This window comes from Dyadobacter koreensis (assembly GCF_900108855.1).
Lineage (GTDB): Bacteria > Bacteroidota > Bacteroidia > Cytophagales > Spirosomataceae > Dyadobacter > Dyadobacter koreensis.
This window is the reverse complement of sequence record NZ_FNXY01000002.1, coordinates 1-14,234: the sequence shown is the minus strand read 5'-3', so window position 1 is coordinate 14,234 and position 14,234 is coordinate 1. Positions and strand designations below refer to the sequence as shown.

14 protein-coding genes are annotated in these 14,234 nt (G+C 40.5%); 11 read left to right on the top strand and 3 right to left on the bottom strand.

Annotated features, from left to right (window positions below; translation table 11 throughout):
• The first annotated feature begins 40 nt into the window (after positions 1-40).
• The 5 genes from BMY70_RS04790 to cysM all read left to right on the top strand — a co-directional run bounded on the left by BMY70_RS04790 (position 41) and on the right by cysM (position 5,720).
• Positions 41-550, top strand: a complete 510-nt coding sequence (locus BMY70_RS04790) for a GNAT family N-acetyltransferase (RefSeq protein WP_090332769.1) — start codon at positions 41-43, stop codon at positions 548-550.
• A 145-nt stretch (positions 551-695) separates the two neighbouring features.
• Positions 696-2,405, top strand: a complete 1,710-nt coding sequence (locus BMY70_RS04785) for an AMP-binding protein (protein ID WP_090332766.1) — start codon at positions 696-698, stop codon at positions 2,403-2,405.
• 230 nt (positions 2,406-2,635) lie between these two features.
• Complete coding sequence (locus tag BMY70_RS04780; protein WP_090332763.1) at positions 2,636-3,367, top strand: alpha/beta fold hydrolase; 732 nt, start codon at positions 2,636-2,638, stop codon at positions 3,365-3,367.
• 88 nt (positions 3,368-3,455) lie between these two features.
• Complete coding sequence (locus BMY70_RS04775) at positions 3,456-4,676, top strand: alpha/beta hydrolase family protein (protein WP_090332760.1); 1,221 nt, start codon at positions 3,456-3,458, stop codon at positions 4,674-4,676.
• A gap of 171 nt (positions 4,677-4,847) precedes the next feature.
• Positions 4,848-5,720 (top strand): cysteine synthase CysM, encoded by an 873-nt coding sequence (gene cysM, locus BMY70_RS04770; RefSeq protein WP_090332757.1) that lies wholly within the window; start codon positions 4,848-4,850, stop codon positions 5,718-5,720.
• A 117-nt stretch (positions 5,721-5,837) separates the two neighbouring features.
• On the opposite strand, the gene BMY70_RS04765 is transcribed toward cysM, so the two are convergent.
• Positions 5,838-6,257 (bottom strand): cytochrome B, encoded by a 420-nt coding sequence (locus BMY70_RS04765; RefSeq protein ID WP_090332755.1) that lies wholly within the window; start codon positions 6,255-6,257, stop codon positions 5,838-5,840.
• 153 nt (positions 6,258-6,410) lie between these two features.
• Here BMY70_RS04765 and BMY70_RS04760 point away from each other — a divergent pair, with 153 nt between their 5' ends.
• The 3 genes from BMY70_RS04760 (at position 6,411) to BMY70_RS04750 (ending at position 7,868) form a co-directional block, all read left to right on the top strand.
• A complete protein-coding gene (locus tag BMY70_RS04760; protein ID WP_090334680.1) occupies positions 6,411-6,713 on the top strand; it encodes a DUF4286 family protein in 303 nt (100 codons plus the stop codon).
• Between the two features lie 231 nt (positions 6,714-6,944).
• Complete coding sequence (locus BMY70_RS04755) at positions 6,945-7,322, top strand: HPF/RaiA family ribosome-associated protein (protein WP_090332752.1); 378 nt, start codon at positions 6,945-6,947, stop codon at positions 7,320-7,322.
• Positions 7,323-7,454: 132 nt separating this feature from the next.
• Positions 7,455-7,868: a MaoC family dehydratase gene (locus BMY70_RS04750; RefSeq protein ID WP_090332750.1), complete on the top strand. Its 414-nt coding sequence runs from the start codon at positions 7,455-7,457 to the stop codon at positions 7,866-7,868.
• Positions 7,869-7,924: 56 nt separating this feature from the next.
• Here the strand turns inward: BMY70_RS04750 and BMY70_RS04745 are convergent, their stop codons facing one another.
• Together BMY70_RS04745 and BMY70_RS04740 are read right to left on the bottom strand one after the other, a co-directional pair.
• Complete coding sequence (locus tag BMY70_RS04745; protein WP_090332745.1) at positions 7,925-8,104, bottom strand: BF3379 family histone-like protein; 180 nt, start codon at positions 8,102-8,104, stop codon at positions 7,925-7,927.
• A 256-nt stretch (positions 8,105-8,360) separates the two neighbouring features.
• Positions 8,361-9,632, bottom strand: a complete 1,272-nt coding sequence (locus tag BMY70_RS04740) for an aminotransferase class I/II-fold pyridoxal phosphate-dependent enzyme (RefSeq protein ID WP_090332742.1) — start codon at positions 9,630-9,632, stop codon at positions 8,361-8,363.
• Between the two features lie 188 nt (positions 9,633-9,820).
• Here BMY70_RS04740 and BMY70_RS04735 point away from each other — a divergent pair, with 188 nt between their 5' ends.
• From BMY70_RS04735 to BMY70_RS04725, 3 genes are all read left to right on the top strand, one after another.
• Positions 9,821-11,326 carry an acetyl-CoA carboxylase biotin carboxylase subunit gene (locus BMY70_RS04735; protein WP_090332739.1) on the top strand — a complete coding sequence of 502 codons (1,506 nt, stop codon included), beginning with the start codon at positions 9,821-9,823 and terminating at the stop codon, positions 11,324-11,326.
• A gap of 266 nt (positions 11,327-11,592) precedes the next feature.
• Positions 11,593-12,642, top strand: coding sequence for a tRNA preQ1(34) S-adenosylmethionine ribosyltransferase-isomerase QueA (gene queA, locus BMY70_RS04730; RefSeq protein WP_090332736.1), 1,050 nt, complete (start codon positions 11,593-11,595; stop codon positions 12,640-12,642).
• A gap of 102 nt (positions 12,643-12,744) precedes the next feature.
• Positions 12,745-13,419 (top strand): 2-C-methyl-D-erythritol 4-phosphate cytidylyltransferase, encoded by a 675-nt coding sequence (locus BMY70_RS04725; protein WP_090332733.1) that lies wholly within the window; start codon positions 12,745-12,747, stop codon positions 13,417-13,419.
• Positions 13,420-14,234 lie beyond the last annotated feature (815 nt).

The window sequence follows — 14,234 nt, the reverse complement described above, 5'->3', positions numbered from 1 at the left end:
TTTCGTAAATTCGGCTTTGATTTGACTATTTAACTTAAAAATGCTTCAAAGCCCTCGTTTAGATATTGTTCCGTGTGACGACACACTTTTTGATGCGATAAGAATGGGCAATAACGTCCTGGGTCGTGTAATGGGTGTAAATGTTCCAAAAAAATGGACTGAATTTCGTGATACTTTTACGCCTTCCTATCATCGTTGGAAGGCTCACCCACCACTTCGTCTCTGGTGGGTTTATTTAATTATATACAAACCGGGTAATATTTTAATTGGCTCCTGTGGCTACAAAGGAGAGCCGGACTCTAATGGAATGGTTGAGATTGGCTATGAAATTATGCCCTCCTATCGCTCCATGGGCCTTGGTACGGAAACCGCCCGCGCGCTATTAGAACATGCTTTCTCACAAAGCGGAGTTTTAAAGGTGTTGGCACATACATTGGCAGAAGAAAATGCTTCCGGACATATTCTTGAAAAGCTCGGCTTTGAAAGAACGGACGATGTCAACGATCCGGACGAAGGCCCGCTCTGGCGCTGGGAAATTTCAAAACGATAAACTATTGTTGCTTTATATTACTTCGCCGCAAATATGACGTTTAAAGAGTAAGTGAAAAATAATTGGACAGATTCAATATTATTTTGTCTCAATTGTTTAACTTAAATTTTAAAGAGCGACATTATCAACTTTTGAGACAGAACGCATGATTGCCATATCCAAAGAAACATATCCCTGGCTAAAGTTTTACACGCCGGGAGTGCCGTATGAAATCGACCCGGATGCTTATTCATCGTTGATCGAATTGATGGAGACCGGTTTCAGGTTATATAAGGACAGGCCGGCATATGCAAATATGGGCAAGGAACTCAGTTTTGGAAAATTGGAAGAGCTCTCGAGGAATTTCGCTGCCTATCTTCAAAGTCTGGGTTTAAGAAAAGGTGACTGCATTGCAATTCAGATGCCTAATCTGCTCCAGTACCCGATAGCGATGTTCGGTGCATTACGCGCGGGACTTGTGGTTGTTAATACCAATCCGTTATATACGCCACGGGAAATGCAGCATCAGTTTAAGGATTCAGGAGTGAAAGCGATCGTTATTCTCGCAAATTTTGCTTCTCATCTCGAAAAAATTATTGCTAATACGGAGATCAAACATGTGATAATCACTCAAATTGGAGACATGCTTGGATTTCCTAAAAAGCAGATTGTTAATGCTGTCGTTAAATACGTAAAAAAAATGGTCCCTGCGTATCACATTCAGGGCCCGATTGCGTTCAGTGAGGCAATTTCACTTGGGTCAGGTCTTACGTATGAAAAACCGGTAGTTTCTAATATTGATATAGCTTTCATACAATATACGGGTGGAACAACGGGCGTTTCAAAAGGTGCATTACTTACCCATCGCAATCTTATTGCAAACGTAGAAGCGAACAGTGCCTGGCTGAAACCGATTATGACCGACATGGACGCGCCGGTTTTCGTAGCAGCTCTTCCGTTATATCACGTTTATGCGCTTACTGTTAACGCATTGTCAGGAGTCAAAACTGGTGCAATGAACATTCTGATCACTAACCCACGTGATATGAATGCTTTTATAGCCGATTTAAAAAAATATAAAATAAACGTTTTCACGGGTGTCAACACCATGTTCAATGGTCTGATGAATAACCCTAATTTCGGCCAAGTCGATTTTAGTCAGTTGCGGGCAACTTCTGCCGGAGGTATGGCACTGCAAAAGATTGTTGCCGAAAAATGGCTGGCAGCAACCGGATGCGCAGCAACAGAAGGCTACGGTCTTTCTGAAACTTCTCCCGTTTTATCTTCAAATTTACTTGTCGGTGAAAACCGGATAGGGACAATCGGTATTCCTTGGCCAAGCACTGCTATGCGTATTTTGCGAGAAGACGGAACCTGGGCAGACCTCGGTGAAGTTGGCGAAATATGCGCTGCTGGTCCGCAAGTTATGCTTGGATATCTTAACAGGCCGGATGAAACTGCTCAGGTCATTTTTGAAAAAGATGGTCTGCGTTGGTTCAAAACAGGAGATTTAGGCTTTGAAGATGCCGACGGCTATTTCAAGATTGTTGACCGTAAAAAGGATATGATTCTGGTTTCCGGGTTTAATGTTTACCCAAATGAAGTTGAAGATGTCGTCGCTCAATGCCCGGGAGTTTTGGAAGTTGCTTGTGTGGGGATCCCCGACGACAAATCAGGAGAACTGGTAAAACTTTTTATCGTAAAAAAAGATCCTGAACTAACTGAGGAACGGGTAAAAGCTTACTGTAAAGAAAATCTCACTCCCTATAAATGCCCTAAAAAAATTGAATTCAGAACAGAATTACCAAAAACCAATGTAGGTAAAATATTACGGAGAGCTCTGAGGGAGGAGGAGATAGCGAAGCTGAATAAATAGAAGTGTCAGTTAAATCAAACTGCTGATTTATGAAGTAGAGCTGACAAAAATCTGCTGAACAAGATGTAAAGAATAACCTACTAAAAAATATTAATTTTAGTAGGTTATTCTTTTTCGCTCAATATAAAGTCTTCGTTAATTTACAACCAATTCCTTCCTAAAAGCTGATTTCCTTTTTGGTTTATGTATATTTAAGCAAAGAATAACTCAACCTTTTAGCGTGAATTGCTATGAATCTACACAGAAAAACACTTGTATTACTGCACGGCCATGGCGTTGATGATGCGATTTGGGATAACATTGATGCTTTAATAAATGACTATTACACCGTCGTAAGACCTAATATTTCCCTTTTCACATTTTGCCAGACTGTCGAAGAATATGCTGATGAGTTGCATCGTTTTCTTACCAACGCTGTGATTGAGAAATGCACACTGATCGGACATTCCATGGGTGGCTATATTGCCTTGGCGTTCGCTGAGAAATATCCTGAAATGCTGGAAGGTTTTGGATTATTTCATTCTACAGCTTATCCGGATGATGAATCGAAAAAACATCAGCGCAATCAAACCATCGATATGCTGCGTAACTACGGAACAGAAATGTTTGTAAAAAATACAGCCGCAAATTTGTATGGAGATCGTTTCAAAGAACTTCATCCCGATAAGATTAAAGAGCATATTGAGCGTTATGGAAAGCTTCCCGCAGAGGCATTAATCGCAGGAATAAATGCAATGCGCGAACGCCCCGACCGGACCTCCGTTTTAGCTGCGATGCCTTTTCCGGTTTTATTTATTATTGGAATGCAGGACAAATTGATTCCATTTGAGAGCTGTATCAGCCTTTCGGAATATCCGAAACAAAGTTATCCCTTCATTCTGGCAGAAGCCGGACATATGGGTATGGTAGAAAGACCCGACGCATCCGCCCGCATGATAAGTTGGTACATGGGGAAAATATAATTATCAGAAAATCAGATTATATTTATCAAAAAAACAAGTCAGTGTTCGTTATCTCAGACAGAACACTGACTTGTTTCCTTATAACGATATGCAAAAGAACATTACTACCTTTCTATTCCGTAAAACCTGGGCACTTTTAATCTGGAGTTTGCTCCTGTTCACTGCTTGCAGCGATAATGATAATCCGGTTGAACCCACACCTTCAGAAGAAAATAAATATCTGAAAGAAAGCACTTTTTTGAAAGACCTTTCCAAAGAAGAAATAACTAAGGAGGTCGCAGCAACGAGTCCACTTCTTACCTCTTATGTTAGAAACCCTGTTAAAGTTTACAAGATCACTTACAAAACTACAAATACAGATGGAGCTGAGATTACAGCGTCCGGTGCGGTAATTATGCCTGTTTCAGATCAGCCATTATCGATGATCAGTGTTCAGCACGGAACGATAACTGCCGACGCCAGTGCTCCTTCCAACTTCCAGCCGGGCTCGGAAGCTGCTTCATTTGGTACGCTATTTGCTTCTTTGGGGTACATTATCGTCTATCCCGATTACATTGGTTATGGCGCATCAAAAGATTTCCCTCATCCATATGAGCATCGCGCAAGCCTGGCTTCCTCTACGCTGGATATGCTTCGTGCGGCAAAAGAATTAATCAAAGGACAGACCGCGGTGAAATGGAATGAAAAACTTTATCTTGCCGGCTACTCGGAAGGTGGTTATGCGACGATGTCGTTGCAGAAAAAAATTGAGGAAGAAGCGTCGTCCGAATTTAATCTTAAAGCCTCAAGCTGCGGAGCCGGTGCTTACGACAAAACTGCTTTTATGAAGTATGTAATTAATAGCTCCACAAATAGTGTCGCTTCCTATAACTCCCTTTATTTATGGGTTTTGCTTACTTACGACCGGATTTACAAACTTAATAAACCAACTACTTATTATTTTAAAGAACCATTCGCTGCACAGATTGCTCAGCTTGGGATATCGAATCCGATTAACGTCAGTTTCAGTACAATATTAAACGATTCCTTTAAAAAAGCGCTGAATGATGGTACTGATACAGGTTTTGTAAATGCCATTGGTGATAATGATGTTTATAACTGGAAACCAAAAACACCTACCCGTCTTTATCACGGTGATGCAGATCCGCTGGTATTTTATTTTAATTCAGTCAACGCAGTTAACGCCATGAAAAAACTTGGAGCGGCTGACGTAGAACTTATAACGGTTCCTGGCGGTACCCATTCCTCATCGATCACAACGTTCCTTGCAGGAACTTTGCTGTTCTTTCAGGATTCTAAATATCAATAAACCATTATCTTTGCAATCAATTTAGTCTATCAGACAAATATGGTTGTGTCAGAAATTACTTATATCTCCTATTCGTACAACCGGTTCGAAGTGAACCGGAATACTGGTGTGCGATGTTGTTTGTTCATAAAATGAATAAACAACATCATATCACATTTTATATTTTACCCCATGTCCGCACTTCTTGATTTAGTAGGCAATACCCCATTAGTTGAATTAAACCGCATCAATCCAAATCCAAACGTTAAGCTTTACGGCAAACTGGAAGGGAATAATCCAGGTGGCAGTGTCAAAGACCGCGCGGCTTACAGTATGATCAAAGGCGCTTTGGACCGCGGCGAAATAAAGCCAGGTACAAAATTGATCGAAGCAACCAGTGGTAACACAGGAATTGCACTGGCCATGATCGCACGATTATTTGATATTGAAATAGAGTTGGTAATGCCTCAAAATTCGACGCGGGAACGTGTTTTGACCATGGAGGCATTTGGCGCAAAAGTGACTTTAATCGAAACTATGGAAGAATCCCGAGATTATGCGGAAGAAAAAGCAAAAAAAGGAGATTTTTTCATGTTGAATCAATTCGCGAATCCGGACAACTGGAAAGCTCATTATAACACAACAGGCCCTGAAATACTTCGGGATACTAATAAGGAAATAACGCATTTTGTTTCTTCTATGGGCACAACCGGTACTATCATGGGGGTTTCCCGTTATTTAAAAGAACAGAATAAAAATATCCAGATTATTGGATGTCAGCCAACGGATGGTTCGAGTATACCGGGGATCCGTAAATGGCCTGAAGAATATCTTCCTAAAATCTTTGACAGAAACCGTGTTGACAGAGTTATCGAAGTGACTCAGAATGATGCTACTTTAATGACACGAAAATTAGCAAAAGAAGAAGCAGTCTTTGCAGGTATGAGCAGTGGAGGAGCTGCCTGGGCGGCAGTTGAGCTGGCAAAAGAACTTGAATCCGGGACAATCGTTTTTATTATCTGCGACCGTGGAGACCGGTATCTTTCAAGCGATTTGTTTGGGTAAGCTATCGGCCTTCGGCAATCAGCTTTCGACTTCGATATAGAGAATTAAAAGTTCTTAAACACAAAGTTGGCTTTCAGCGGCCAGTCGATGGCCGACCGCCGAAAGCCGTTTCCCAGATCAGAACCAGGCAGCGCCTAAATTTCTGAAAGGCCATGGAATAGCGGCTAAAATAATGATCAGCCCCATCGCATAAAAGTAAAGAACGGTACGATGTTTGTCTGCCCCGGCCAATTTCTTTGAACGAACGCGTCCGACAGTGATCAGGATGATCGCGATAACCATCATAAAGACGTGCTCGATGGAATAAAAACGTATCACCTTGTTGCTGATCTCCCCAAAGTTCACCAACGGACTCATCGTATAAAGCACTAATCCAATCAATAACTGAGTATGTGTGGCAATCAGAGCAAATAAGTAAACTTTGCTGTCGCCTTGTTTGTTATTCTGCCAGTTTGAATAAGCAATTACAACAGCTGCAATCAATAATCCAAGGACAACGTAACGTAAGCCCGAATGGGCACGTATCAGAGCGTTCATATGTAAAACGGGTTATGGTGAATCGTAAGGTTGCAAAGGTAATTGCCAATTGAGCATATCACAACAATTGCTGTAACTGAAGTTATAATTGTCACGATTAATATTTAAAGCGCGATATTTGCGCAAGTTTTTAAATTGAAACAGAAAGAAAAAATGATCCTTTTTAATATCACGGTGAATATCAGCCATGCCGCTGAAAAAGAATGGCTAAAATATATGAAAGAAACGCATATCCCGGCGATCATGGCCACCGGATTGCCGGTTGAAACCAAATTGCTGCGGCTTCTCACAGAAATAGAAAATGAAGGCGCAACATATACCAATCAGTTCATTTTTCGTACAATGGAAGATTTTATGGCCTACCAGACAGAGTTTCAGGGCGATCTGCAAGAGAGCCATCATCAGAAATTCAATGGCCAATATGTCTCTTTCCGGACACTTTTAGAGGAAGCGTAAAAAGAACTTGAGAATTTGGAAGCCCGAAAAAGTTTTTAAACAAAACCTTTACAATCACTTGACATTACGGTAATCTTTCTCTTTATTTAATATACCGTAAGTCTTCGAAATCTTTTGGAAAGAAATGGCGGATTGGAATTTTGCTACGTGAGATGCAAGCCGTTTTAGTAAATAAAAAGATTTTTTTAGACCCGGTTGGAAGTAATGTTTTACCATAAAACTTAAGTGCTTATGAGACTGCAAATGCAAGCAATTCACTTCGACGCTGACCCAAAATTGTTGACATTTATTCAACAGAAAATGGATAAACTCGATACGTTTTACGATCGGATAACGAGTGGTGAAGTGTTTCTTAAATTGGATAAGAGCGACAACGCAAAGTTACATACTAAACTTCTTGAGGTAAAAATATATGTCCCGGGCGGAACAATGTTTGTGAGGGAGCAAGGGACAACATTTGAAGAGGCGACGGATTTAGCGATTGACACTTTAAAAATGCAGGTAAAAAAGTTTAAAGATAAACGGAACAAGGCAAGGGCTCCAAAAATAACGGATGGAGTTTTACAGGCGGACGAAGTCGCTGCTATAACGGAGGACATAGAAGAATAAAATCATATATGCAACAAAAGAAGGCTGTCTGAAAAGGCAGCCTTCTTTTGTTTAAAAGCAATTGCCGCACCTGTTTGGAGAGGTCGTTGAATTAAACGATTTTTGCAAAAAATCTAACTATAACTTTATTTTATGAATATAGAGCCTGTTATTAACGCCACCTTTGATCATCCTTTTCGGTTTTCGCAGGAGCAGGTTATTCAATTTGCGGAACTAACCGGTGACAATAATCCGCTTCATCTTGATGCGGAATATGCTGCCACAACAAGCTTCAAAAGGCCGATCATCCATGGAATGCTGGGCACAACTGTTTTTACAAAAGTTTTAGGAACGCAGTTCCCGGGCTTTGGTTCGATTTACCTTAAGCAAACAGTAGAATACTTACGGCCGATGTTCGTTGATACGGACTACAAGGCGGTCTTCACGATTAAAACCATTGATCCTGTAAAACATATTGCTGAGATATCAACTGAAATTATTGACGCGACAACGAAAAAAATTGTGACACGAGGTGTCGCCACAATGATTAACCAGGAGAAATTCTAAGGATAAATAGCCCGGTTTTGAACCGGGCTATTTATCTTTCCTGAAAAGTATGTGACTTATTCAGCTTCATTCTTTTTGTTCTGTACTTCAGAGCGAATTTCCTGAGCCAAAGTTTTTAGCTCCTGCATTCCTTTACGCACACGCGTTCCAGCAGCCTGGTTTGCTTTATTGTAAAACTTATCGAAATCGCCTTCAAGCGATAGGATCAAATCTTTAACTTCATCAAATCTTGCCATGTTTTTGTTTGTTTTTAGTTAAAATGCCTCTAACACGCTAGAAACGCATGTTTTGCCCGAAATTTAGTAATTAAAAGCATTACCGCAACCCTAAAAACAAAAAAAAACAATCTTATAATCCAATTTGTATTAAATACTATACTTAACAAATTGAATACCAGATAATTACGTTAAATAAATATTTTTCAGGTTACCAATAAAAAAGAGGCCGTTTTTGTAAAAAAACGGCCTCTTAACTCAATAGACAATGATTTTACTATTCAGCAACTTCTTGAACGTCTTCGATTTGATAGACTCTGTTCTTCAATTTGTCTGCCAGAGTTGTAAATGCGTCGAGCGTATATTCTACATCTTCCAATGTATGTGATGCCGTTGGAATGATGCGCAACATGATCTGTCCTTTTGGAACAACCGGATAAACAACGATCGAACAGAAAACACCCATGTTCTCGCGTAAATCACGAACCATACGCGTCACTTCCGGAACTCCTCCTTCGCTGTGTAAAAAAACAGGCGTCACAGGAGATTCAGTTTCTCCGATATTGAATCCGCGGCTTCTCAATCCATTCTGCATAGCCGCTACGTTTTCCCATAATTTGGTACGAAGCTCAGGCATTGTCTTGATCATTTCAAGACGCTTTCTGCAACCTTCTACATAAGGCATCGGAAGCGCTTTTGCATACGTCTGAGAACGCATGTTATATTTCAGGTACATGATGATTTCAGGATCATCAGAAGCTATAAAAGCCCCGATTGCCGCCATTGATTTTGCAAACGTTGAAAAGTAAAGATCTACTTCCTTCTGAACACCAAGCATTTCACCGACACCTGCACCTGTTTCACCCATCGTTCCAAATCCGTGTGCATCATCAACCAACAGACGGAACTCATATTTTTTCTTTAATTCAACAATTGCCTTTAGATCGCCCACTTTCCCAGACATACCAAAAACACCTTCGGTTATAACCAAAACACCTCCACCTTTCTCGTTTGCCGCTTTGGTAGCACGGATCAGATTTTTTTCAAGACTAGCCATATCATTATGGTTAAACTTGTAATACTGACCCATTTTTGCTTTATGCAAACGAATTCCGTCGATCAGACAAGCGTGAGATTCAGCATCATACACGATTACATCGCGGTGATCGCAGATACACTCGATTGCCGACATCACACCCTGGTATCCGTAATTCAGCAAAAAGGCATCTTTTTTACCTACAAATTCCGCAAGTTCCTTTTCAAATACTTCATGCAACGTTGAATTACCTGACATCATACGTGCACCCATCGGATAAGCCAATCCCCACTTCGCCGCAGCCTCGGCATCAACCTTACGCACTTCCGGATGATTCGCCAGACCCAAATAGTTATTAAGGCTCCAGTTTAAAACTTCACGCCCCATGAACCGCATTTTGGGACCCAGATCACCTTCCAACATTGGAAACGAAAAATAATGATGGCTATTCAGCATTTTAGCTGGTGTTCCGATCGGGCCTGAGTTATTGTGCAGTTTCTCAAAAATGTCCACTCTCTCTTAATTTATGTGGGTAACAACTTGTAATTTATGTTAGATAAATGCAAAAATAAAAAAAAATATAATACATTAAGTACAAACCTTATATTCAAGGAATTGTAAATTACCAAAATAATAGAAATACTTCTTTTATATTTTGAATAATTTTCACATATCTTGTTGCTTCATAGTGATCTGATTACATGTCTGAAATCAAAAAAATCCTGGTCGCCAATCGTGGTGAAATTGCCCTTAGAATACTGCGTACAGCACGTGAAATGAATATTGCGACTGTTGCAATATTCAGTGAAGCTGATCGTAACTCACCGCATGTTCGATACGCTGACGAGGCTGTTTGCATTGGTGCGGCACCTTCATCTGAGTCCTATTTAAATACAAAAAAAATTCTGGAAGTTTGCCACCAACTAAATGTTGACGCAATTCATCCTGGATACGGCTTTCTTTCGGAAAATGCCGACTTTGCCAGAAAAACTGGAGAAGCCGGCCTGATTTTCATTGGCCCGTCACCCGAAGCAATTGAAATCATGGGCAGCAAACTTGCAGCGAAACAAGCTGCCTCCCATTATAACATTCCGATGGTACCGGGAACCGCAGAGGCCATCAGTGACCGTGAACAGGCAAAACAGATTGCTCATGAGATTAGTTATCCGATTTTGATTAAAGCAAGTGCCGGAGGTGGAGGCAAAGGAATGCGGATTGTGGAAAATGAGGCAGAGTTTGATGAGCAAATGGACCGGGCTGTCAGTGAAGCCATTTCTTCGTTTGGCGACGGAGCGGTTTTTATTGAAAAATATATCACTTCTCCTAAACATATCGAGATCCAGGTCCTGGGTGATCAGCATGGAAATATCATTCATTTATTTGAGCGCGAATGTTCCATACAGCGCCGCCATCAGAAAGTAGTTGAAGAAGCCCCATCGATATCTATTACGCCCGCTATACGTAAAGAAATGGGCCGTTGCGCTATCGACGTTGCGCGCTCTTGCGGATATTATGGAGCAGGAACTGTTGAATTTATTATGGACGAAAATAAAAACTTTTATTTTCTGGAAATGAATACTCGTCTTCAGGTCGAACATCCGGTCACTGAGTTGATAACAGGCGTTGATCTGGTTAAACAAATGATCTTTATAGCAGAAGGAAAATCTCTTGCGATTAAGCAGGATGAATTACACCTGAAAGGCCATTCCATTGAGATAAGGGTTTATGCCGAAGATCCTTCAAATAATTTCTTGCCGGATGTCGGGCGTCTGGAAAGATATGTCAGACCACAGGGAAATGGCGTTAGAGTTGATGATGGTTTTGAAGAAGGAATGGAGATTCCCATTTATTATGACCCTATGCTGGCTAAACTAATTACTTATGGACAAAATCGAGAGGAAGCAATTCAGAAGATGATCAGGGCCATTGATGAGTATCACATTTCAGGCGTTCAGACGACTTTATCATTCTGTCGTTTTGTTATGCAGCATAATGAATTTACATCGGGGCGTTTTGATACTAATTTCGTAAATCGGTTTTTTCTTCCTCAATATCTAAATCCAGCGGCGAGCGAACCAGCTATGCAACTTGCCGCCATGATAAGCGCATATTTCATGCAACAGAAAAACCCAGAAAAACCATCCCAGAACAACGGAGAATTGCCGCAGTCTTCAAAATGGAAAACACAAAGGTTGAAAGGAATTTAAAAAATAAGATTTAATTGGGAATTCTGCCCACAAATTCCTACTTTTGCGGTCTTAATTTTTTACTATGTAAAATTATTGAGAATTTGCGGGAATACTTATCTGAAAATTAAGTATCCATAGAAAGATTTATCCTTTATAAGATAAGAGATTATTGACCAGCAAGATACAGTTGATTGAAAGTTCAGTAGTTATTCTATTTTTAATAAAAATTTCGACCGCCCCATTTTTGTCTCACGACTTATCGACTTTCACCGATTTAACAAGCTATGAAGCTATCCGAATTCAAATTTGATCTTCCTCAAAGCCTGATTGCACTTCATCCTTCCGACCGCGGCGAATCGCGCCTAATGGTAGTAAACCGTGCAACCGGAGAAATAGAACATAAAATGTTTCCTGACCTTATCAATTATTTTGGTGATGGAGATGTAATGGCAATCAATGATACCAAAGTTTTTCCAGCGCGTCTTTATGGTCAGAAGGAAAAAACAGGTGCTAAAATTGAAGTATTTTTATTGCGCGAACTTAACCGCGAAATGCGTCTTTGGGACGTTCTTGTCGATCCGGCGCGTAAAATCCGTGTAGGCAACAAGTTATATTTTGGTGACAGTGACCTAGTTGCTGAAGTAATCGACAACACTACCTCACGTGGTCGTACGATCCGTTTTTTATATGATGGAGACAACGACGAGTTCATGAAACTTGTTGACCAGTTAGGCGAAACTCCACTTCCTCCGGAAATCATTTCACGTCGTAAAGTAGAGAACTCTGACCGCGAACGCTTTCAGACTATTTTTGCTGAACATATCGGAGCAGTAGCAGCCCCAACTGCTGGTTTGCATTTTACAAAAGCAATGATGAAGCGCCTTGAAATTAAGGGTGTAAATTTTGCTCCTGTAACGTTACATGTTGGTTTAGGTACATTCCGTACTGTTGATGTAGAAGATTTGACGAAACATAAAACGGATTCTGAGAATTATCGTATCAGCCAACCGAGCGCTGATATTGTAAATGCAGCTTTGGATGCAAAAAAACGTGTTTGTGCAGTTGGAACAACATCTCTTAAGGCTATTGAGTCATCGGTTTCGGCAAGCGGACATCTAAAAGCAGTTGAAGGATGGACAGACAAGTTTGTTTTTCCTCCTTATGATTTCAAAATTGCGAACGCAATGATATCTAATTTCCAGCTTCCAGAATCGATTTTGCTGATGTCGGCTTGTGCTTTTGGAGGTTTTGATTTAGTAATGAAAGCCTACGAAATGGCGATCAAAGAAAAATATAAATTCTTCACATACGGAGACGCAATGCTGATCATCTGATCTTCGAATTGATAGAAAATACTTTTGTCATTTATTAACATCTGAGCTCAGCTTTGTGTTGATAAATGACATTTTTTTGAATATACCAAAGTCTTTTTTGTTATGCAGGAGTATGTAATTATTGTAGCAGGTGGTTCGGGGAGCCGGATGAAAAGTGATATACCAAAACAGTTTATTACTGTCAATGGATTACCCGTTCTCATGCATACAATTAAAGCATTTAGAAATTATTCTCATTCGTTAAGGATAATTCTGGTCCTTCCGGAAGCTCATTTTACGTATTGGAATCAACTTTGTGCCGAGTTTTCATTTAATGAATCCTATTCACTTGTAACAGGCGGGGAAACAAGGTTTCATTCTGTAAAAAACGGACTCAACAGTATCCTGGATAATGACAATGCATTTGTGGCAGTTCATGACGGCGTTCGTCCAGTGATCAATAAAGAAATAATATTGGAAAGTTTCCAGAAAGCCGCTCAATTTGGTACAGCTGTCGTAAGTGTTGCTTTAAAGGATTCTATCAGGATTATAGAGAATTCCGAAACAAATACGGCCATGGACCGTTCTGCTTTTCGACTAATTCAAACACCACAAACTTTTCGAATTGACTGGATGAAAAAAGCATTCAGAAATCCTTATCAACCGATATTTACAGACTGTGCCAGTGTTCTCGAATTTGAAGGTTACCCGATTTATTTGACAGAAGGTTCGTATGAGAATATCAAGATTACGACACCTGAAGATTTGAGATGGGCTGAGATTTATCTTCGCAATTAATTATTTACGCTCTATCTCAACCAAAAAATCTGCCGTGGGTAATTGACGTAAGCTTCATTATCGTCATTCGTGCCATATATCACTGATTAACATGTTCCTTTATTTTTTTAAAATAAAAGTCTGCGCCAGGACTTCCGATATCTATTAAACTTCACCCCAGGTAATAATTAGCCTAATTAGCCTCTGGTAATTGGCTAATAACTCAGAAAGTCTAGTAATTTTATTCTGCTTCGATAATTACTTTCATTTCAAGATGAATGATTGAATATTGTTGTCTTCTCTGCTGCTATTTTGCGTTTCAATATCCCTTAGAAACCTGTTCTCAGCTCGTAAATTCCGGTTTCCAGATAAGCTAACCACAAAAAATGAGTAGTACGATCCATAAATACTTGCGTGGGAACAAGTTGCTCAGCAAGTTGAGAGTTAATACGTAAAAAAAGGAGATACAAGCTTGACTTTCCAGTTTTGACTGTCCAAGAATTGCGAGGCCTTCACCGGGACTAGGTGCTCTCAATAACCTCGTCCGAGTTGCTCATGTATGAACGGATAGGAGATTGTCTAAAGCAAAAAAGATCATCCTTTCGGGATGATCTTTTGATTTGTAATAGTAATGTGACGACTACACTAGGCGTGCCTCCTACTTTACCAGGTCGGACCACGCAGGTCGGACCACGCAGGTCGAACCGCGCAGGTTTGACCGTGTCTCTCAGACCCAAGTATCATCGGCGGTTTTGGCCGGGATCACGCTGATATAGGCGCCCCCGGCTTGGCCCGCCGCGCTTAACTTCTCTGTTCGGGATGGGAAGAGGTGAACA

Coding starts and splice junctions, on each gene's coding strand:
- BMY70_RS04790 (WP_090332769.1), top strand. CDS start 41: ATGCTTCAAAGCCCTCGTTTAGATATTGTTCCGTGTGACGACACACTT.
- BMY70_RS04780 (WP_090332763.1), top strand. CDS start 2,636: ATGAATCTACACAGAAAAACACTTGTATTACTGCACGGCCATGGCGTT.
- BMY70_RS04725 (WP_090332733.1), top strand. CDS start 12,745: ATGCAGGAGTATGTAATTATTGTAGCAGGTGGTTCGGGGAGCCGGATG.
- BMY70_RS04735 (WP_090332739.1), top strand. CDS start 9,821: ATGTCTGAAATCAAAAAAATCCTGGTCGCCAATCGTGGTGAAATTGCC.
- BMY70_RS04760 (WP_090334680.1), top strand. CDS start 6,411: ATGATCCTTTTTAATATCACGGTGAATATCAGCCATGCCGCTGAAAAA.
- BMY70_RS04750 (WP_090332750.1), top strand. CDS start 7,455: ATGAATATAGAGCCTGTTATTAACGCCACCTTTGATCATCCTTTTCGG.
- BMY70_RS04745 (WP_090332745.1), bottom strand. CDS start 8,104: ATGGCAAGATTTGATGAAGTTAAAGATTTGATCCTATCGCTTGAAGGC.
- BMY70_RS04765 (WP_090332755.1), bottom strand. CDS start 6,257: ATGAACGCTCTGATACGTGCCCATTCGGGCTTACGTTACGTTGTCCTT.
- queA (WP_090332736.1), top strand. CDS start 11,593: ATGAAGCTATCCGAATTCAAATTTGATCTTCCTCAAAGCCTGATTGCA.
- BMY70_RS04785 (WP_090332766.1), top strand. CDS start 696: ATGATTGCCATATCCAAAGAAACATATCCCTGGCTAAAGTTTTACACG.
- BMY70_RS04775 (WP_090332760.1), top strand. CDS start 3,456: ATGCAAAAGAACATTACTACCTTTCTATTCCGTAAAACCTGGGCACTT.
- cysM (WP_090332757.1), top strand. CDS start 4,848: ATGTCCGCACTTCTTGATTTAGTAGGCAATACCCCATTAGTTGAATTA.
- BMY70_RS04755 (WP_090332752.1), top strand. CDS start 6,945: ATGAGACTGCAAATGCAAGCAATTCACTTCGACGCTGACCCAAAATTG.